The organism is Nocardioides litoris, assembly GCF_006346315.1.
Lineage (GTDB): Bacteria > Actinomycetota > Actinomycetes > Propionibacteriales > Nocardioidaceae > Nocardioides > Nocardioides litoris.
The window spans coordinates 994,365-1,013,011 of record NZ_VDMR01000001.1; the positions used below are offsets into that span (position 1 = coordinate 994,365).

Sequence of the window (18,647 nt, forward strand, 5' to 3'; positions counted from 1 at the left end):
ACACATGCTCCCTCCCGAAGGGCCGAGTTCACCAGTCCGTGCGATGTCCAACCGCGTGGACGCGCAGCCCCGCCACCCTCCCTCCCCGGCGGGGCTGCTGCATTTTTCCCTGGTCGCCCTGGTCGCCCCGGTCACGGTCGCGCAACGGGTGGTCCGCACCGGACGGGAAACCTGCTGGGCTGGCCCCATGAGCGACAACACCGGCGCCGCCCGCAGCAGGGCCGCCCAGGTCACCGAGAACGGCAAGCTCGAGCTGGTCGACCGCGAGGTCCCCACGCCCGGACGCGGCGAGGTCCTCGTCGCGGTCGAGGCCTGCGGGGTCTGCCACTCCGACGCCTTCACCGTCGAGGGCTGGATGCCCGGGATCGAGCTGCCCCGGGTGCCGGGCCACGAGATCGCGGGCCGGGTCGAGGCCGTCGGCGAGGACGTCGAGCCGTGGGCGGTCGGCGACCGTGTCGGCGTCGGCTGGTTCGGCGGGCACTGCGGCCACTGCGACCCCTGCCGTCGCGGCGACATGATCAGCTGCACCAACGGCGTCGTGCCGGGCATCGCCTACGACGGCGGGTACGCCGACCACGTGGTCGTCCCGCAGAGCGCGCTGGCCGCGATCCCCGACGACCTCAGCGCCGTGCAGGCCGCGCCGCTGATGTGCGCCGGCATCACGTCGTTCAACGCCCTGCGCGACAGCGGCGCCCGCCCGGGCGACCTCGTCGCCGTCCTCGGGGTCGGCGGGCTGGGGCACCTCGGTGTCCAGATGGCTCGCCGGATGGGCTTCGAGGTCGTGGCCATCGCCCGCGGCACCGACAAGCAGGAGCAGGCCGAGCGGCTCGGCGCCCACCACTACCTCGACTCCACCGCCGTCGACGTCGCCGAGGAGCTGACCGCGCTGGGCGGGGCCGCGGCCATCCTGGCGACCGTCACCGCCCCCGACGCGATGAGCGCGGTCGTCGGCGGTCTCCGTCCGCGCGGTCGGATGGTCGTGGTCGGCGCCTCCACCGACCCGATGCAGATCCCGCCGTTCGCCCTCATCCCGGGCAGCACCGGTGTCGTCGGGCACGCCTCGGGCACCTCGAAGGACTCCGAGGACACGATGCGCTTCGTCGCCCTCCAGGGCATCGAGGCGATGGTCGAGACCTACCCGCTCGAGCAGGCCGCCGAGGGCTACGCGCGGATGATGAGCGGCGACGCCCGGTTCCGGGTGGTGCTCACCACCGGCGCGTGACCCGCGATCACTCCCCGAGGTCCCACGGCATCGTGCGGCCCAGCAGCGTCTCCAGCCGGGCGACCTCGGGGCGGTAGTGCTCGGCCAGCTGCCGCCGGTCGTCCTCGGCGACCTCGATCCGCCAGCGCGGGGAGCCGCGCAGCCGCTCGGGCACCGCGCCCATCGCCCGGCGCACGACGGGGGAGGCGTGGCGACGCCGCAGGTCGAAGTCACGGCCGCGGGCGTTGCGGGCCAGCTCGAGGTCGCGCGGCACGAACCCCGGCCGGACGCCGAGGTGCTCGAAGGTGCGGCGCAGGGTCGGGCGCTTGGCCGCGTCGGGCCGGATGTCGGTCTCGTAGACCAGCACCAGGAAGCGCTCGCGGGGGAAGTGCTCGAGCCAGGCGCTGAGCTGGGTGCCGTGGTCGCCGAGCTCGCGGACGTCGGGGTAGCGCTCGACGGCCTCGAGCAGCCCCACCGAGGGCGGGTACCGCCGGGCCTGCATGTGGTGGAAGTAGGCGCTCACGGCCCGGTCGACCGGGTGGCGCAGGCACACGACCAGCTGCAGGTCGGGGTAGGACGCCGCGACCCGCTCGGCGATGCCCAGGTAGTTGTTGCTCGTCGGCGTGCCGACCGTCCACCAGTAGTTGGGGGTGAACTCGCCGACCGCCCGGTGCCGCGGACGCTCGCGGAACTGCTCCTCGTACCACCCCATGCCCCGCGACCAGGCCTCGCGGTGGTTGAAGAACTGGAGCTCCTTGCGCACCCCCGTGCCGACCTGGGGGTGCTGGGCGACCGCCCGGGCCAGCCAGGTCGTGCCGCCCTTCTGGGTCCCGATGCAGAGGAAGGTCGGGGCGGGCACGGCCACGAGTCTAGGAAGGGCCGGCCCCTCGATAGGCTCCGGCCATGACGGATCTCGACCACGACCTGGTCCTCGTCGTCGACTTCGGCGCCCAGTACGCCCAGCTCATCGCCCGCCGGGTGCGCGAGGCGCGGGTGTACTCCGAGATCGTCGCCCACCACGTGCCGGTCGAGGAGATGCTCGCCCGCAACCCCAAGGCGATCATCCTCTCCGGCGGCCCCTCCTCGGTGTACGCCGAGGGCGCGCCCGGCATCGACGACGCCGTCTTCGAGGCCGGGGTGCCGGTGTTCGGCATGTGCTACGGCTTCCAGCTGATGGCCCAGGGGCTCGGCGGCACCGTCGCCGCCACGGGCGCGCGGGAGTACGGCCGCACCGGCGTCACCGTCGGCGCGCCCGGCACCTTGCTCGACGGCCTGCCCGAGACCCACACGGTCTGGATGTCCCACGGCGACGCGGTCACCGCGGCGCCGTCGGGCTTCGAGGTGCTCGCGGCCACCGCCGGCACCCCGGTCGCGGCGTTCGAGTCGCTCGACAAGCAGATGGCCGGCGTGCAGTGGCACCCCGAGGTCCTGCACACCGAGCACGGCCAGCAGGTGCTCGAGCACTTCCTGCACGACATCGCGGGCTGCCGCCAGACCTGGACCATGCTCAACATCGTCGAGGAGCAGGTCGAGCACATCCGCGAGCAGATCGGCGAGGGCCGGGCGATCTGCGCGCTCTCCGGCGGCGTCGACTCCGCCGTGGCCGCGGCCATCGTGCAGCGCGCCATCGGCGACCGGCTCACCTGCGTCTACGTCGACCACGGGATGATGCGCCAGGGCGAGACCGAGCAGGTCCGCCACGACTTCGAGGAGGTCTTCGACGTCCTCGACGTCGTCGACGCGGGCGACCAGTTCCTCGGAGCGCTCGAGGGGGTCCGCGACCCCGAGGAGAAGCGCAAGATCATCGGCCGGGAGTTCATCCGGACCTTCGAGGCGGCCGAGGCCCGGGTGTTCGGCGACCTGGAGGCCGGCCACGAGACGGCGTACCTGGTCCAGGGCACGCTCTACCCCGACGTCGTCGAGTCGGGCGGGGGAGCGGGCACCTCCAACATCAAGAGCCACCACAACGTCGGCGGCCTGCCCGACGACCTGCAGTTCGAGCTCGTCGAGCCGCTGCGCACCCTGTTCAAGGACGAGGTGCGCGCGGTCGGCGAGCAGCTCGGCCTGCCGTCGTCGATGGTCTGGCGCCAGCCCTTCCCCGGCCCCGGCCTCGGCATCCGGATCATCGGCGAGGTCACCCGCGAGCGCCTCGACGTCCTGCGCCAGGCCGACGCCATCGCCCGCGAGGAGCTGACCCGCGCCGGCCTCGACCGCGACATCTGGCAGATGCCGGTGGTGCTGCTGGCCGACGTCCGCTCCGTGGGCGTGCAGGGCGACGGCCGCACCTACGGTCATCCCGTCGTGCTGCGACCGGTCACCAGCGAGGACGCGATGACAGCTGACTGGGCCCGGCTGCCCTACGACCTGATGGAGCGCATCTCCACCCGCATCACCAACGAGGTCGCCGAGGTCAACCGAGTCACGGTCGACATCACCAGCAAGCCGCCCGGCACCATCGAGTGGGAGTGAGGACGGTGTCGACGTGCCGCAGGTGACGGCCCAGGCGTGGGTGCCCGTGCCGCCCGAGACGGCGTTCGCGGTCTCCCAGACCACGGGCGAGGTCCGCCTGCGCTGGGACCCGTTCATCAGGTCCCAGCGGCTGCTCGACGCCGAGCGGCCGGGCGCCGGCGTGCACACCTACACCCGCGCCCGGGTGGGCCCGACGATGGTCAGCCGCTACGTCTCCTACCGCCCGCCGACGTCGGTCGGGATGACGATGGAGGAGGGGCCGTGGTTCTTCGCCTCCTTCGGGGGCGGGTGGCGGTTCGTGCCCGAGGAGCGCGACGGCGTGGCCGGGTGCCGCGCGACCTGGAAGTACACCTGGTCGACGAAGCCCGCGTGGCTCTCGCCGGTCGCCGACCGGGTCGGGTCGTGGCTGCTCGGACGTGAGATCCGGGCCCGGATCGCCGCCTGGGCCCGGGCCTGCGAGGACCCGGTGGTCCTGGCGGCCGTCGACGCCTGAGGGGCACCTCGGGGCCGGTGGGGCGCCCGCTCGGGTGGGGCTCGGCCAAACCCCTGCCCTGACCCGCTCGGGTGACGTAGCGTGCGGACGTCCGGCTCGGCACCCCCGCCGACGGTCCCCTCGGGGCCGTCGCCGCCCAGCACCCCCAGCTCCCTGGAGTCCCTCGTGCACCTGCGCTTCCGCCGCTCCGCCGCGGCCGTCGCCGTCGCCGCCCTCGTCCTGGCGCCCGCCGTGGCCGAGGCGCGCGTCATCAACGGCGGCAACGGCAACAACAAGATCACCGGCACCAAGAAGGCCGACCGCATCGACGGCCGGGGCGGCAACGACCGCATCTCCGGCAAGGGCGGCGGCGACCGCATCGTCGGCGGCTGGGGCAACGACCGCCTCTCGGGCGACGGTGGCAACGACCGCATCGACGCCGGGATCGGCAACGACACCATCATCGGCGGGCCGGGCAACGACAACGTCGTCGCCGGCCTCGGGGACGACTCGGTCGACGGCGGCTCCGGCAGCGACACCGTCGTCGCGGGCGACGGCAACGACGTGCTCGTCGGCGGCGACGGCAACGACGACCTCAAGGCCGCCAGCGGCAACGACCGCATCGACGGCGGCGTGGGCAACGACAAGATCGACTCCGGCATCGGCAACGACCGGGTCACCGCCGGCGACGGTGCCGACCGCGCCGGCGGCGGCGACGGTGACGACGTCATCGACGCCGGCCCGGGCAACGACCCGCACCTGATCGGCCTCGGCGGCAACGACACGATCCTCGGCGGCACCGGCGACGACCGTCCGGCCGGCAAGGGTGACCTCGGCATCAACGGCGGCGCCGGCAACGACCGCCTCGACGGCGGCACCGGCAACGACGAGCTCAACGGTGTCGCGGGCAACGACACCGTCATCGGGGGTGTCGGCGACGACTACGTGCAGGGTGGTGAAGGCAACGACCGGGTCTACGGGACCGTCGGACGCGACCAGCTCGACGGCGACGGCGGCGATGACTTCATCGACGGCGGACCCGGCGACAGCTCGTGCCCCGGGTTCATCGCCAGGCCCGGGACCTTCAACAGCTGCCCCAGCGCACCGTTCCCGGCCAGCGGCACCCCGAGGTCGATCAACATCACCGGCGACGCGGGCGCCGACATCATCTATCCCGGCGACGGCATCGACAACGTCTTCGGCGAGGAGGGCGGCGACCTCATCGTGGTGGTCGACGACGGTCAGTACGACCGCCTCTACTGCAGCGACGCCGCCAGCGGGGGCGGCGTCGACGCCGGTGACCGCATCATCTTCGTCGGCGGTCGGGACGGTCGTGACGACCTCCAGGGCTGCAACGGCCAGATCGAGGTGCTGAGCCTCCAGCAGTTCGACCGCGACCCCCGCTTCGTCTTCCCGGGCACGTCGACCCGCTTGCCGCGTCCGACCACGGCGTACGTCGCCGCACGGCCCGCGGGCGCCCTGGCCCGCGGGACCGCGCTGCTCTGAATGGTCTCGAGATGACCTAGACGTCCAGGTCGCTCTCGTCGAGCACCCGGTCGTCATCGTCGACGACGTGCACCGCGGCCTCCTCGGCGGAGGCCGCGGCGCCGTCGATGCCGACGTCGTCACCGACCAGGTCCTTCTCGGTGTCGGTGTGCGCGCCCTCGTCGGGGGCGACGAGGCGCCCGGCGCGCTCGCGACCCACCTCGCCGTCGTCGATCGCGGCCTCCGCCTGCTCGTCGGGGGCGGGGTCGAACGGGTCGGGCTCGGGCACCTCCTGGGCCAGGCGCTGCTCGAGCGTCTCGCCCACCGCCTCCTCGTACGGCGTGTTGCCGTAGCCCTGGCCGGCCGACCACTTCTCGGGCGGTGAGTAGCCCCGGTCGAGCTCGTCGGTGACGTCGCTGTCGTCGCCGGTGACGAGGTCGTCGCCCGCGTTGGGCTGGTCCTCGTCGTCGACGCTGTAGTCGCCGTAGCTCTCGGCGTCGGTCGTGGGGTCGTCGGTCTGGCTCATGACCTCACCGTAGGCACGCCCGCAGGTGCCCGACAGGACCCACCGGGGGGAGGGGCCGGGTGCGCCCTCACCCCGCCGGGTCGACGGCCACCCGCACCCGCGGCAGGCCGGACGCCTGCTCCTCGCGCAACCACGCGACCAGCCGCTCCCGCACGTGGCAGCGCAGGTCGAACAGCGTCGGCGCGTCGTACGACGTCACCAGCACGCGCACGCGCACGAACCCGCCGACGGCGTCGGTGACCTGCACCAGCGCGGTGCGGCCGTCCCACATCGACCCGGCCGACTCCATGACCGCGGGCAGCGCCGCGCGCAGGCGGTCGACGTCGACGGTCCAGTCGACGTCGAGCTCGACCGCCCCGAGCAGCTCGGAGCTCTTGCGGGTCCAGTTCTGGAACGGCGTGGTGGTGAAGTAGGTCGACGGCATGACCATGCGCCGGTCGTCCCAGAGCCGCACGACGACGTAGGACAGCGTGATCTCCTTGATGCGGCCCCACTCGCCCTCGACGATGACGGCGTCGTCGACCCGGATGGCGTCGTTGAAGGCCAGCTGGATCCCGGCGAAGACGTTGGCCAGGGTCGACTGGGCGGCGAGCGCGGCGACGACCGAGAGCAGGCCGGCCGAGGCCAGCAGGCTGGCGCCGAGGGTGCGCACGCCGGGGAAGCTGAGCAGGATCGCGCCGAGGGCGACCACGACGACGGCGACGACGGTCAGCCGGCGGATCAGCAGCACCTGGGTGCGCACGCGGCGGGCCTGCAGGTTGTCGCGCACGTCGACGTCGACGCGGCCGAGGGTGAGGTCCTCGACGAGGAGCAGCACCACGGCGAGCAGCCACGCGCCGGCGGCGATGGCACCGACGCGGCACACGAGGGCGGCGGCGTCCCACCACCAGGAGGCACCACCGCGGACGCCGGCCACCCACGCGGTGGCGGCCAGGACCAGCAGGAGCAGGCGGAAGGGGCGGCGGGCGGCGTCGGCCAGCCGGGTGGCGGGCGACCAGCGGCGGCCGATCGCCCGCACGAGGACGTGCACGACGACGACCGTGGCCAGCACGCCGAGCAGCGCGGAACCGGCCGCGACGAGCGCGTGGGTCAGGGAGACGGACATGGCCCCATGGTGACCGTCTCCCTGCCCCGGCGCGTCAGGGCGTGCGCCCCGGGTGGGTCAGGCGGCGCTCCGCCGCCCGTTGAAGATGCTCCAGCCGCCGGGGCCGACGGCCAGGCCGACCACGATGAGGATGATCCCGAACAGGATCGAACCTTGGATGAGCGTCACCACGCCCCAGACGACGAGGATGACGGCGAGGATCCAGAGAAGGAAACCCATGGGTTGGTGCTCCTGACTGCTTGTGGCCCGCGCTTGCGCGATGGGGGTGGGCCGGCCCGGATCTCGGGCGTCTCCGACCATCTCGCCGCGCCCGCTGTCGCCGAACCACCCGTGCGGGGGCCACCCCCTGGGACGCTCCGCCGCGGCGGGCGGCGCGGCAGGGTGGAGGCGTGGCCGACAAGACCGACGCCCGTCCGTGGGTGCCCACGGACCCGACGCCCGACACGATCCGCGAGGCCCTGCAGACCTGCCGCGGCTGCGAGCTGTGGTCGGACGCGACCCAGGCCGTGCCCGCCCGCGGCGGCACCGACGCCCGCCTGCTGCTGCTCGGGGAGCAACCGGGCGACCAGGAGGACCGGCAGGGCGCGCCGTTCGTCGGCCCGGCCGGCCGGGTGCTCGTCGACGCGCTCGAGGAGGCGGGTGTCGACCGCACCGACGTCTACGTCACCAACACCGTCAAGCACTTCCGGTGGAAGGCGGCCGGCAAGCGCCGGCTGCACCAGTCACCCACCCGCGCCCACGTCGAGGCCTGCCGCCCCTGGCTCGACGCCGAGCTCGACCTGCTGCGTCCCGAGGGCGCGGTGCTGCTGGGAGGCACGGCGGGCAAGGCGCTGTACGGCGCGTCGTTCCGGGTCGGGGAGGCGCGCAGCGTGCTGCGCGAGTGGCCGCCGTCCTACCCGGTCGCGCACCCGCCGTCGTGGGTGCTGGCCACCCTGCACCCCTCGGCCGTGCTGCGGGCCGACGACGCCGACCGCCAGACCATGTACGACGGCCTGGTGGCCGACCTGCGGATGGCGGTCGCGGCCCTCGCTCAGGAGTAGAGCGTGGTGCGCTCGCGCACCGGCCGGCCGATGCCGGCGCCGATCTCCTCCAGCTCGGCCACCGTCTTGGCCGAGCCGTGCTCGGAGCCGGCCATCCGCGAGATGGTCTCCTCCATCAGCGTGCCGCCGAGGTCGTTGGCACCGGAGCGGAGCATGGTGCGGGTGCCCTCGACGCCGAGCTTGACCCACGAGGTCTGGATGTTGCGGATGCGCCCGTGCAGCAGGATCCGGGCCATCGCGTGCACCGCGCGGTTGTCGCGCAGGGTGGGGCCGGGGCGGGCGACGCCGGCGAGGTAGATCGGCGCGCTGGTGTGCACGAAGGGCAGCGGCACGAACTCGGTGAACCCGCCCGTCTCGTCCTGGATCCGGCTGAGGACGCGGAGGTGGCCGACCCAGTGCCGGGGGTTGTCGACGTGGCCGTACATCATCGTCGAGGTCGTCGGGATGCCCACGCGGTGCGCGGTGGAGACGATCTCGACCCAGGTGCGCGCGGGCAGCTTGCCCTTGGTCAGCACCCACCGCACCTCGTCGTCGAGGATCTCCGCGGCGGTGCCGGGCAGCGAGCCGAGCCCGGCCTCGCGGGCCTTGATGAGGAAGTCCTCGATGCTCAGGCCGGTGCGGGCGGTGCCGTTGACGACCTCCATGGGGGAGAAGGCGTGCACGTGCATGCCGGGCACGCGCTGCTTGACCGCGCCGACGAGGTCGAAGTACGCCGAGGCGGGCAGCTCCGGGTCGATGCCGCCCTGCATGCACACCTCGGTGGCGCCGAGGTCCCACGCCTCGGCGGCGCGGTCGGCGACCTCGTCGAGGGAGAGCGAGAACGCGTCGGCGTCGGTGCGCCGCTGGGCGAAGGCGCAGAAGCGGCACCCGACATAGCAGACGTTGGTGAAGTTGATGTTGCGGTTGACGACGTAGGTCACGTCGTCGCCGACGGTCTCGCGGCGCAGGTCGTCGGCGAGCCGGCAGACCTGGTCGAGCAGGTCGCCCTCGGCGGTGATGAGGGTCAGCGCGTGCTCGTCGGACAGGCCACCCGGGTCGGCCTCGGCCGCCCGCAGCGCCGCCGAGCCCTCGGGGTCGACGGTGGTCGAGGAGGCGCGGGGTCCTGTCTCCGGGCCACGGGTGGCGCTCGCGGCGTCGGCGACGGCACCCCAGTCGCCGTACACGTCGGAGAAGTCGGAACGCCGGTCGTCGGTGCGGCCCTCGGTGTCGACCGCGGTGTGCAGGTCGGTGCGGCCCACGGAGGCGAACCCGCCGTCGGGCTCCTGCCACGGGAGCCCGCTCGGGCGCACGCCGTCGCGGGCCAGCCCGTCGTCGGTGGCCAGGGCCGCGACGTGGCCGGACACCCGCGGGTCGAGCCAGGGCTCGCCGGCGCGGACGTACTCCGGGTGCACGGTCAGCCGCGGCTGCAGGTCGAAGCCGCACTCGGAGGTGACCGACCGCAGCCGCTCGAGGGAGGGCCAGGGCCGCTCGGGATTGACGTGGTCGGGGGTCAGCGGCGAGACGCCGCCCCAGTCGTCGATGCCGGCGTCGAGCAGGGCGCGGCACTCGGCCGAGCCGTCGGAGTGGTCGACCAGGTTGGGCGGCGCCTGCACCCGTGCCTTGGGCCCGAGCACGAGGCGGGTGACGGCGATGGCGGCGCGGTACTCGTCGAGGTCGAGGTCGTCGGTGTGCCGCATCGCGGTGTCGGGCTTGGCGCGGAAGTTCTGGACGATCACCTCCTGCACGTGGCCGTAGGCCTGCGACACCCGGCGGAGCGCGAAGATCGTCTCGGCGCGCTCGGCCAGGGTCTCGCCGATGCCGACGAGCAGGCCGGTGGTGAAGGGGATCGACAGGCGGCCGGCGTCCTCGAGCGTGCGCAGCCGGACCGCCGGGTCCTTGTCGGGCGAGCCGAAATGGGCCTCGCCCCGGGTCTCCCACAGCCGGGTGGAGGTGGTCTCGAGCATCATCCCCATCGACGGGGAGACGGGCTTGAGGCGGTTCATCTCCTCCCACGACATGACACCGGGGTTGAGGTGGGGGAGCAGCCCGGTCTCCTCCAGCACCCGGACCGCCATGGCGCGGACGTAGGCGAGCGTGGAGTCGTAGCCCTGCTCGTCGAGCCACTCCTGCGCCTCGGGCCAGCGGTCCTCGGGCCGGTCGCCCAGGGTGAACAGCGCCTCCAGGCAGCCCATCGCCGCCCCCGCGGAGGCGACGGCCAGGATCTCGTCCGGGGACAGGTACGGCGCCCGCCCGGCCCGCGCGGCCTGTCCGGGCGTCTCCACGAAGGTGCAGTAGTGGCACCGGTCGCGGCACAGCCGGGTCACCGGGATGAAGACCTTGGGGGAGTAGGTCACGACCCCGGGGCGCCCGGCGGCGACCAGCCCCGCGTCGCGCACGCGCGCCGCGGCGGCGCAGAGGCGGTCGAGGTCGTCGCCGGCGGCGGCCAGCAGCACCTCGGCCTCGGCCACGTCGAGGGCCGCGCCCCGCTCGGCGCGGGCGAGCGCGCGGCGTACCTGCTGCGGGGTGGGAGCGTCCATCACGTCCACGGTAGACGCCACCCCCGCACCCGCGCGGGCCGGGCCACACGGTGGTCCGCCCCGTCCTCGACCACCGCGGTGCGGGCGGGTCGCAGCGGGGCTCGTCACCCTTGGCTCGGGCCGTGACGCCTGCCACAGTGTGCGCCATGTACCCCGGCACCTGGGCCCAGACGCACCCCGACAAGCCGGCGCTGGTGATGGCCGGCTCCGGTCGGTCCTTGACCTACGCCGAGCTCGACGACCGCAGCCTGCGGGTGGCCAACTGGCTGCACGCCGCCGGCCTGCGGCAGGGCGACGTCGTGGCGATGGTCAGCGACAACCGGCCCGAGACCTACGAGGTCTACTGGGCCGCGCTGCGCTCGGGGCTCTACATCACCGCGGTCAACCACAACCTCAGCGCCGACGAGACGTCCTACATCGTGCGCGACTGCGGGGCCAAGGCGCTGGTGGTGTCCGGCACCAAGGCCGACCTCGTCGACCGGCTCGACGTCGACGTCGAGCACCGGCTGGCCTTCGCCGGCGAGGTCGAGGGGTACGGCGACTACGAGCGCGCCCTGGCCGACGCCGGCAACGCGCCGCTCCCCGCCCAACCGCACGGCGACGACCTGCTCTACTCCTCCGGCACGACCGGGCGGCCCAAGGGCATCAAGCTGCCGCTGCCCGACTACTCCGTCGAGGAGCCCGGCTACAAGTACGTCGCGATCTTCGGCGGGCTCTACCGCTTCGACGAGTCGACGGTCTACCTCTCGCCGGCGCCCGTCTACCACGCCGCGCCGCTGCGCTTCGGCGGCGTCATCCACGCCCTCGGCGGCACGCTGGTGATGATGGAGAAGTTCGAGCCCGAGGCCTTCCTGCCGGCCGTGCAGGAGCACCGGGTGACCCACACCCAGATGGTGCCGACGATGTTCGTGCGGCTGCTCAAGCTCGACGACGAGGTGCGGTTGTCCTACGACGTCTCCTCGCTGCGCTACGTCGTGCACGCCGCCGCCCCGTGCCCGGTCGAGGTCAAGCACCGGATGATCGACTGGCTCGGCCCGATCGTGCACGAGTACTACGCCTCCACCGAGGCCAACGGCGGCACCATGATCGACAGCGAGCAGTGGCTCCAGCACCCCGGCTCGGTGGGCGTGCCGCTGATCGGCAGGCCGCGCATCGTCGGCGACGACGGCCGGGAGCTGCCCACGGGCGAGGTCGGCACGCTCTACTTCGAGCGCGAGGAGTTCGAGGGTGCGTCGTTCGAGTACCACAACGATCCCGACAGGACCCGCTCCACGCAGCACCCCGAGCACCCCAACTGGACCACCGTCGGCGACCTCGGCTACCTCGACGACGAGGGCTTCCTCTACCTCACCGACCGCAAGGCGTTCATGATCATCAGCGGGGGCGTCAACATCTACCCGCAGGAGATCGAGGACCAGCTCACCCTGCACCCCGCCGTCCTCGACATCGCCGTCCTCGGCGTCCCCGACGAGGAGATGGGGGAGCGGGTCGTGGCCTTCGTGCAGCCGGCCGAGGGCATCTCGCTCGCCGACGGTGGCGACGAGGCCCTCGCGGCCGAGCTGGTGGCGTACGCCCGGGAGCGGATCGCGCACTTCAAGGTGCCGCGCGAGATCCACTTCCGCGACGAGCTGCCCCGCACGCCCACCGGCAAGATGGTCAAGGGCAAGCTCAAGGAGGAGTACGCCGGCCGAGCCTGACCGCTGTCGGTCGCGTGGTCTCGAGACAGGCGTCAGCGCGCCTTCCTCGACCACCGTGTGGTGCCGCAGGCCCGTCAGTCGGGCTTGACCGCCTGCAGGGTGTAGGTGAACGGCACCCGCCAGGGCCGGTCGCGCAGGCGGAGCTCGCCCTCGTCGTCGGTCGGCTCGGTCATCCCCGGCAACGCGTCCCAGGGCGCGCTGTCGTGCTCCTCGAACCCGGTGACGACCAGCCCCGCGTCGAGGACGGCGGTGAGGACCTGTCCGATCCCGTGGTTCCACTCGTGGGTGGTGACGTGCTCGAAGACGTGGTCGGTCTCGACGTAGGTGCCGCCCTCGTGCCAGATCGTCGGCGCCTCCCGCTCGACGTACGGGTGCTCGATGGTGACCAGGCCGTCGGGTCGGGGGTCGCCGAGCGACCACAGGACCGGGTGGCCCTCACGGATGAACAGCCGTCCGCCCGGCTTGAGCAGCCGGGCCACGACGTCGGCCCACCGGCTGACCGAGGGGATCCAGCACAGCGCGCCGATGCCGGTGAAGACGAGGTCGAACGACCCGGCGGGGAGCACGTCGGCGGCGGCGTGCACGTCGGCCTCGACGAAGTCGACGTCGGCGCCGGCGGCGGCTGCGAGGGCGCGGGCCTGCTCCAGGGAGGCGGGGCTGAAGTCGAGCCCGGTCATCCTGGCCCCGAGCCGGGCCAAGGAGATGGTGTCGGTGCCGATGTGGCACTGCAGGTGCACGCCGCGCAGCCCGTCGACCGGCCCGAGGCGCGGCAGGTCGAAGCGGACGACGTCGGAGAGGTAGGCCGGGTCGTCGGTGAACCGGCGCAGCGCGTAACCGGGGGAGGCGGCGTGGGCCGGGGCGCGCTCGTCCCACCGCGCCCGGTTGACCCGGAGGTACTCGTCGTCGGTCACGCGCCGGACCCTAGGACGCCGGGGGCCGGCCCGTCGCCCTCATTTCGGCGCGACGAGCCGGCCCGGCGGTGGTCGGGTGCGGCTCAGCCGTAGAGGCGGTCGACGACGTCGGAGTACTTCGTGTTGACGACCCGGCGCTTGAGCTTGAGCGTCGGGGTCAGCTCCTCGGACTCCGCCGTCCACTCGGTCGGCAGCAGCTCGAAGGCCTTGACCTGCTCGGGTCGCGAGAGGCGCTCGTTGGCGGCGTCGACAGCAGCCTGGGCCATGGCCTGGATCTGCGGCTTCTGGGCCAGGTCGGCCAGGTCGGTGAACTCGATGCCCTGGGCCTGGGCGATCACCGGGGCGACCTCGCCGTCGAGGGTCAGCACCGCCACGACGTACGGGCGGTTGTCGCCGATGGCCATCGCGTGGCCGATGATCGGCGACTCCTTGAGGTAGTTCTCGATGTTGGACGGCGCAATGTTCTTGCCCGCCGAGGTGATGATGAGCTCCTTCTTGCGGTCGACGACCGCGAAGAACCCGTCGTCGTCGAGGGTGCCGATGTCGCCGGTGTGCACCCAGCCGTCGTCGTCGATGAGCGCGCGGGTGGCCTCCTCCTGGCGGTGGTAGCCGGGGGTGATGACCGGGCCGCGCACGAGGATCTCGCCGTCGTCACCCAGCTTGACCTCCATGCCCGGGGTCGGGCGGCCCACGGTGCCGAGCCGGAACGCCTCGGGGCCGTTGGCCGTGATGGCGCCGCAGGTCTCGGTCATGCCGTAGACGTCGTACACCTTGAGGCCGAGGCCGGCCATGAACCGGGCGACCTCGATGGGCATGGGAGCTGCGGCCGAACCGGCCCAGGTGACCTGGTCGAGACCGAGGAGCAGCTTGAGGAAGCCGAGGATCTTCTCCTCCGCCTCGGCGTAGGCCTGCTCGACCTCCGGCGTCATGGTGCCGCCGACCTCTTGGGCGGAGACCCAGGCCAGGCCCGCGGCCATGCAGTCCTCGACCATCTTCCGGTTGTCCGGGTCGGGGTCGGCGGCCAGCTTGGCCGAGATGCCGGTCTTGATCTTCTCCCACACCCGCGGGACGCCGAAGAACGCCGTCGGGTGCACCTCGCCCAGGGTGGCCAGCAGCTGGGCGGGGTCGCCGATGGCGTGCATGTGGCTGCCCTGGATCTGCGGGCCGTACAGGCCGAGCACGCGCTCGGCGATGTGGGCCAGCGGCAGGTAGCTCACGCCGACCTGCGGCTCGTGCAGCCCGGCGGCCTCGAGGGTCGACTGGGCTTCGTAGAGCACGTTGTGGTGGGTGAGGACGACGCCCTTGGGGTTGCCGGTGGTGCCGGAGGTGTAGAGGATCGTGGCCGGCGCGTCGGGGTCGAGCTGCTCGCCGCGGCGGGCCACCTCGTCGCCGTGCTCGGCCCGGGCGGCCGCGCCCTCGGCCAGGAACGCCTCCCAGGTCGTGAACCGGTCGTCGCCGGCCGGCGCCTCGGCGTCGACCAGCACCACGGTGCGGACGCTGTCGACCTCGGCCAGCGCCTTGCCCCAGCGGGCGAGGTGGTCGGCGTCCTCCAGGACGGCCACGACCGGGCGGGCCTCGCCGGCGACGTAGGCGACCTGCTCCGGGGACAGCGTGTTGTAGATCGACATCGGGGTCGCCGCGGCGTGCACGGCGCCGATGTCGGCCAGGAAGTGCTCGATGCGGTTGGTCGCCATGATCGCGACCGTGTCGCCGGGCTGCGCCCCGCGGGCGACGAGGGCGGCGGCCAGGTCGAGGGCGCGCTCGCGCACCTCCGCCCAGGTCAGGGTGCGCCACGACGCCCCCTCGGGGACCCCGTGCTTGTCCGAGTACGCCGGGTGGTCGGCCGCGGAGACGGCGGTCTCGCCGAGCGCGTCGACGAGGGTCCGGCCCCCGACGATCGACTCGATGCGGGCTCGTTCGGACAGGACGTCGGGCATGCGGGCTCCTCGCGGGCGGTCGAGTGGTCGGGGTCACACAGTGTGGCGAACGCGCGACGGGTCCGGAAGGTTTCCTGCGGACCCGCCGCGCGGCGTACGGCGTCGTGCCGGGTGGGACGTGCCGGGTGGGACGTGCCGGGGGGACGTGCCGGTGCGAGGTGCCGGCTCAGATGCCGAGCATCCGGCCGATGATCTCCTTCTGGATCTCCGTGGTGCCGCCGTAGATCGTCTGGATCCGCGAGTCGGTGTAGGCCTTGGAGATCGGGTACTCGGTCATGTAGCCGTAGCCGCCGTGCAGCTGGACGCCCTGGTCGGCGAACTTCTTCTGCAGCTCGGTGGTCCACCACTTGGCCATCGAGGCGAGCGCGGTGTCGACCTCGCCGGCGTTGAGCTTCATGATGCAGTCGTTGACGAAGAGCCGGGCGATGTAGACCTCGGTGGCCATCTCGGCGAGCATGAAGCGGTTGTGCTGGAACTTGCCGATCGGCTTGCCGAAGGCCTCGCGCTCCTTGGCGTAGGACAGGCACAGGCCCATGATGTGCTCCATCGCGGCGACCGCGATCGCGGCGATCGAGACCCGCTCCTGCGGCAGGTTGACCATGAGGCTGATGAAGCCGGAGCCCTCCTCGCCGAGCAGGTTCTCCTTGGGCACCAGGACGTTGTCGAAGAACAGCTCGGCGGTGTCCTGGGCCTTCATGCCCATCTTGTCGAGGTTGCGGCCGCGCTCGAAGCCCTCCATGCCGCGCTCGACGACGAGCAGGCTGATGCCCTGGTGGCCGGCGTCGGGGTCGGTCCGGCAGACCACGATCACGATGTCGCTCATGATGCCGTTGGAGATGAAGGTCTTCGACCCGTTGAGGACGTAGTGGTCGCCCTTGTCGACCGCGCTGGTGCGGATGCCCTGCAGGTCGGAGCCCGCGCCGGGCTCGGTCATGGCGATCGCGCTGATCAGCTCGCCGCTGACCAGGCCGGGCAGCCAGCGCTGCTTCTGCTCCTCGGTGCCGAGCTCGGTGATGTAGGGGACGATGATGTCGCTGTGGACGGGGAAGCCGATCCCGCTCGCCCCGACCTTGCTGATCTCCTCCGAGACGATCGCGTTGTAGCGGAAGTCCTTGATGCCCATCCCGCCGTACGCCTCGGGGACGTCGAAGCAGAGCAGGCCGGTCTCGCCGGCCTTGCGCCAGACCTCGCGGCTGACCTGGCCGTCCTTCTCCCACTGGTCGTGGAAGGGCGCGACCTCCTTCTCCATGAACGCGCGCACGGTGGCGCGGAAGTCCTCGTGCTCCTGCTCGTAGATGGACGGGGTCTCGGGCATGCTTCCTCCGTGGAGATCAGACAGTGCGGGTGTTACACCGATGATGTGACAGTACTACTGTCATCGTCATGAGTGCAGCCCCTTCTCCCGTCCCGGACGGGCCCGGCGCGGAGCTGCTCACCATCGACGAGCTCGCCGCGGCCGTCGGCACGACCGTGCGCACCACGCGCTACTACGCCAGCCTCGGACTCGTGCCCCCGCCCGTGCGGATCGGCCGGATCGCCTACTACGGCCCGGTGCACCGCGCGCGCCTCGAGCTGGTCCGCGCGCTGCAGGACCACGGCTTCACCCTCCAGGCGGCCGAGCGGGTGCTCGGCGGCATCCCCGACGACGCCGGCGTCGAGGACCTCGCCCTCCAGCGCGCCATGCTCACCTCGTGGAGCGCCGAGCCGCCGGCGGTGCTGAGCCGGGCCGCGCTCGAGGAGCACGCCGGGCGGTCGCTGGCCGACGACGACCTCGACCTGCTCGTCACCCTCGGCGGGCTCGAGCGCGTCGACGACGACGAGGACCTGTGGCGCGTGCTCCCGGCCCTGCCCGTCGGCCTCGACCTCCTCGACGTCGACGTGCCGCGGGAGAGCCTCGGCCTCGCCGAGGCCGCCATCCGCCGTCACATGGAGGCGCTGGCCGACGAGCTCACCACGATCCTGCACGAGCAGGTGCTGCAGCCCTACCGCCGCGAGTCCACCTCGCCCGAGGACGCGCTGCGCCTCGAGGAGACGGTCTCCACCCTGCGCCGGCTCACGCTCGAGGCCGTCGTGCACGGGTTCCAGCGGGCGGCCAACGCCGTCATCACGCGGTCGTTGTCGCGGTAGTCGGCCTGGTTGAGATTCACCACTTAAGTGGTGAATCTCTGGGTTCATCGACGAACCTTCGTCGAGGAACCCACAGGTTCGTGCGCTCGCCTGTCGGGCAACTGTCCACAGGGTCCTGCGCGGGGCAGGCCCTCCACAGGCCCGACGGAGGCACGGGCAGGAGGGCCCCGCGCGGCGCAGGCTCCTGGCCATGCTGCCCGACACCCCGGTCACCCACCTCTGCGACAGCTACGGCGTGCTGCTGCGACGCGACGCCGTACGACATGGGGTCGACGACGTCGCGCTGGGGCGACTCGTGCGCCGGCAGGTGCTGGTCCGCCTGCGCCACGGCGCCTACTGCCTCCGCGCGGTCTACCTCGCAGCCGACGACGCCGGGCGGCACCTGATCCTGGTCCGGGCGGTGATGCGCCGCTACGACGACCACGTCGCCGTGTCGCACGGCAGCTCGTGCGTGAAGCACGGCGGCCCGACGTACGGACTCGACCTGTCGCAGGTGCGGGTCACGCACCTGGCCGGCGGGGGCCGGCCGACGGCGCGCCTGCGCCACCACGTCGGTGGGTGCCGCGTCGTCGACCTCCGCCGGGTGGACGGTCACTGGGCCACGGTGCCGGCGCGGGCGGTGCTCGAGGTGGCGACGACCGACGGGGCCGAGGCTGCGCTCGTTCAGGCCAACTTCTTCCTGCACCGCGGCGACTTCGACCTCGCCACCCTGCGCATGTTCTTCGCCGCGCAACAGCTCTGGCCGGGATCCCTGCGTCACCACCCGGTGCTCCACCTCGCCGACGGGCGCATCGAGTCGGTCGGGGAGAGCAGGTGCGTCTACGCGTTCTTCACCCAGGGCTTGCCGGCTCCCGAGCCGCAGTTCGAGATCTGCGGTCCTGGTGGGGTGCTGGTGGCGCGCGTCGACTTCGCGTGGCCCGAGCTCGGCGTGGTCGTCGAGTTCGACGGCAGGGAGAAGTACCACCGGTTCCGGCGGGAGGGCGAGACGGTCGCGGACATGGTGCTGCGCGAGAAGGCACGCGAGGACGCCATCCGCGAGGTCACCGGGTGGACCGTCATCAGGATGACGTGGGCCGACCTCGAGCGCCCGGTCGGCTTGTCCGCCCGCATCCGGGCGGCGTTCCGGACGACGGCCGCCTGACCGGGCGGCGGGGACCGACG

At 72.8% G+C, this 18,647-nt stretch carries 16 protein-coding genes; 8 read left to right on the top strand and 8 right to left on the bottom strand.

The window, feature by feature from the left end; genetic code table 11:
• Positions 1-187 precede the first annotated feature (187 nt).
• Positions 188-1,222: an alcohol dehydrogenase gene (locus tag FJQ57_RS04870; protein ID WP_139978057.1), complete on the top strand. Its 1,035-nt coding sequence runs from the start codon at positions 188-190 to the stop codon at positions 1,220-1,222.
• 7 nt (positions 1,223-1,229) lie between these two features.
• On the opposite strand, the gene FJQ57_RS04875 is transcribed toward FJQ57_RS04870, so the two are convergent.
• Complete coding sequence (locus FJQ57_RS04875) at positions 1,230-2,060, bottom strand: sulfotransferase family protein (protein ID WP_170219272.1); 831 nt, start codon at positions 2,058-2,060, stop codon at positions 1,230-1,232.
• 44 nt (positions 2,061-2,104) lie between these two features.
• Between FJQ57_RS04875 and guaA the strand changes: the two genes are divergently transcribed.
• The 3 genes from guaA to FJQ57_RS04890 all read left to right on the top strand — a co-directional run bounded on the left by guaA (position 2,105) and on the right by FJQ57_RS04890 (position 5,648).
• A complete protein-coding gene (gene guaA, locus FJQ57_RS04880; protein WP_139978059.1) occupies positions 2,105-3,670 on the top strand; it encodes a glutamine-hydrolyzing GMP synthase in 1,566 nt (521 codons plus the stop codon).
• 13 nt (positions 3,671-3,683) lie between these two features.
• Entirely contained in the window at positions 3,684-4,163 is a 480-nt protein-coding gene (locus tag FJQ57_RS04885) for an SRPBCC family protein (protein ID WP_139978060.1), read from the top strand.
• A gap of 165 nt (positions 4,164-4,328) precedes the next feature.
• Positions 4,329-5,648, top strand: coding sequence for a calcium-binding protein (locus FJQ57_RS04890; RefSeq protein WP_170219273.1), 1,320 nt, complete (start codon positions 4,329-4,331; stop codon positions 5,646-5,648).
• A gap of 16 nt (positions 5,649-5,664) precedes the next feature.
• On the opposite strand, the gene FJQ57_RS04895 is transcribed toward FJQ57_RS04890, so the two are convergent.
• The 3 genes from FJQ57_RS04895 to FJQ57_RS22255 all read right to left on the bottom strand — a co-directional run bounded on the left by FJQ57_RS04895 (position 5,665) and on the right by FJQ57_RS22255 (position 7,477).
• Complete coding sequence (locus FJQ57_RS04895) at positions 5,665-6,153, bottom strand: DUF5709 domain-containing protein (protein WP_139978062.1); 489 nt, start codon at positions 6,151-6,153, stop codon at positions 5,665-5,667.
• Between the two features lie 67 nt (positions 6,154-6,220).
• Positions 6,221-7,258 carry a mechanosensitive ion channel family protein gene (locus FJQ57_RS04900; protein WP_139978063.1) on the bottom strand — a complete coding sequence of 346 codons (1,038 nt, stop codon included), beginning with the start codon at positions 7,256-7,258 and terminating at the stop codon, positions 6,221-6,223.
• A 57-nt stretch (positions 7,259-7,315) separates the two neighbouring features.
• Positions 7,316-7,477 (bottom strand): GPGG-motif small membrane protein, encoded by a 162-nt coding sequence (locus FJQ57_RS22255; RefSeq protein ID WP_170219274.1) that lies wholly within the window; start codon positions 7,475-7,477, stop codon positions 7,316-7,318.
• 170 nt (positions 7,478-7,647) lie between these two features.
• Here FJQ57_RS22255 and FJQ57_RS04905 point away from each other — a divergent pair, with 170 nt between their 5' ends.
• Positions 7,648-8,298 carry a UdgX family uracil-DNA binding protein gene (locus tag FJQ57_RS04905; RefSeq protein ID WP_139978064.1) on the top strand — a complete coding sequence of 217 codons (651 nt, stop codon included), beginning with the start codon at positions 7,648-7,650 and terminating at the stop codon, positions 8,296-8,298.
• On the opposite strand, the gene FJQ57_RS04910 is transcribed toward FJQ57_RS04905, so the two are convergent.
• Complete coding sequence (locus FJQ57_RS04910; protein ID WP_139978065.1) at positions 8,289-10,814, bottom strand: bifunctional FO biosynthesis protein CofGH; 2,526 nt, start codon at positions 10,812-10,814, stop codon at positions 8,289-8,291. The two genes, FJQ57_RS04905 and FJQ57_RS04910, sit on opposite strands and share 10 nt — an antisense overlap.
• A gap of 146 nt (positions 10,815-10,960) precedes the next feature.
• Between FJQ57_RS04910 and FJQ57_RS04915 the strand changes: the two genes are divergently transcribed.
• The gene (locus FJQ57_RS04915) at positions 10,961-12,511 is read left to right on the top strand and encodes an acyl-CoA synthetase (RefSeq protein ID WP_139978066.1); all 1,551 of its coding nucleotides are present in this window, start codon (positions 10,961-10,963) and stop codon (positions 12,509-12,511) included.
• Between the two features lie 74 nt (positions 12,512-12,585).
• On the opposite strand, the gene FJQ57_RS04920 is transcribed toward FJQ57_RS04915, so the two are convergent.
• From FJQ57_RS04920 to FJQ57_RS04930, 3 genes are all read right to left on the bottom strand, one after another.
• Positions 12,586-13,422, bottom strand: a complete 837-nt coding sequence (locus FJQ57_RS04920; RefSeq protein ID WP_139978067.1) for a class I SAM-dependent methyltransferase — start codon at positions 13,420-13,422, stop codon at positions 12,586-12,588.
• Between the two features lie 83 nt (positions 13,423-13,505).
• A complete protein-coding gene (locus tag FJQ57_RS04925; protein ID WP_139978068.1) occupies positions 13,506-15,359 on the bottom strand; it encodes an AMP-dependent synthetase/ligase in 1,854 nt (617 codons plus the stop codon).
• Between the two features lie 166 nt (positions 15,360-15,525).
• A complete protein-coding gene (locus FJQ57_RS04930; RefSeq protein ID WP_139978069.1) occupies positions 15,526-16,674 on the bottom strand; it encodes an acyl-CoA dehydrogenase family protein in 1,149 nt (382 codons plus the stop codon).
• Between the two features lie 68 nt (positions 16,675-16,742).
• Here FJQ57_RS04930 and FJQ57_RS22860 point away from each other — a divergent pair, with 68 nt between their 5' ends.
• Positions 16,743-17,486 carry a MerR family transcriptional regulator gene (locus FJQ57_RS22860; protein WP_211348746.1) on the top strand — a complete coding sequence of 248 codons (744 nt, stop codon included), beginning with the start codon at positions 16,743-16,745 and terminating at the stop codon, positions 17,484-17,486.
• Between the two features lie 190 nt (positions 17,487-17,676).
• A complete protein-coding gene (locus tag FJQ57_RS04940) occupies positions 17,677-18,627 on the top strand; it encodes a type IV toxin-antitoxin system AbiEi family antitoxin domain-containing protein (protein WP_139978070.1) in 951 nt (316 codons plus the stop codon).
• Positions 18,628-18,647 lie beyond the last annotated feature (20 nt).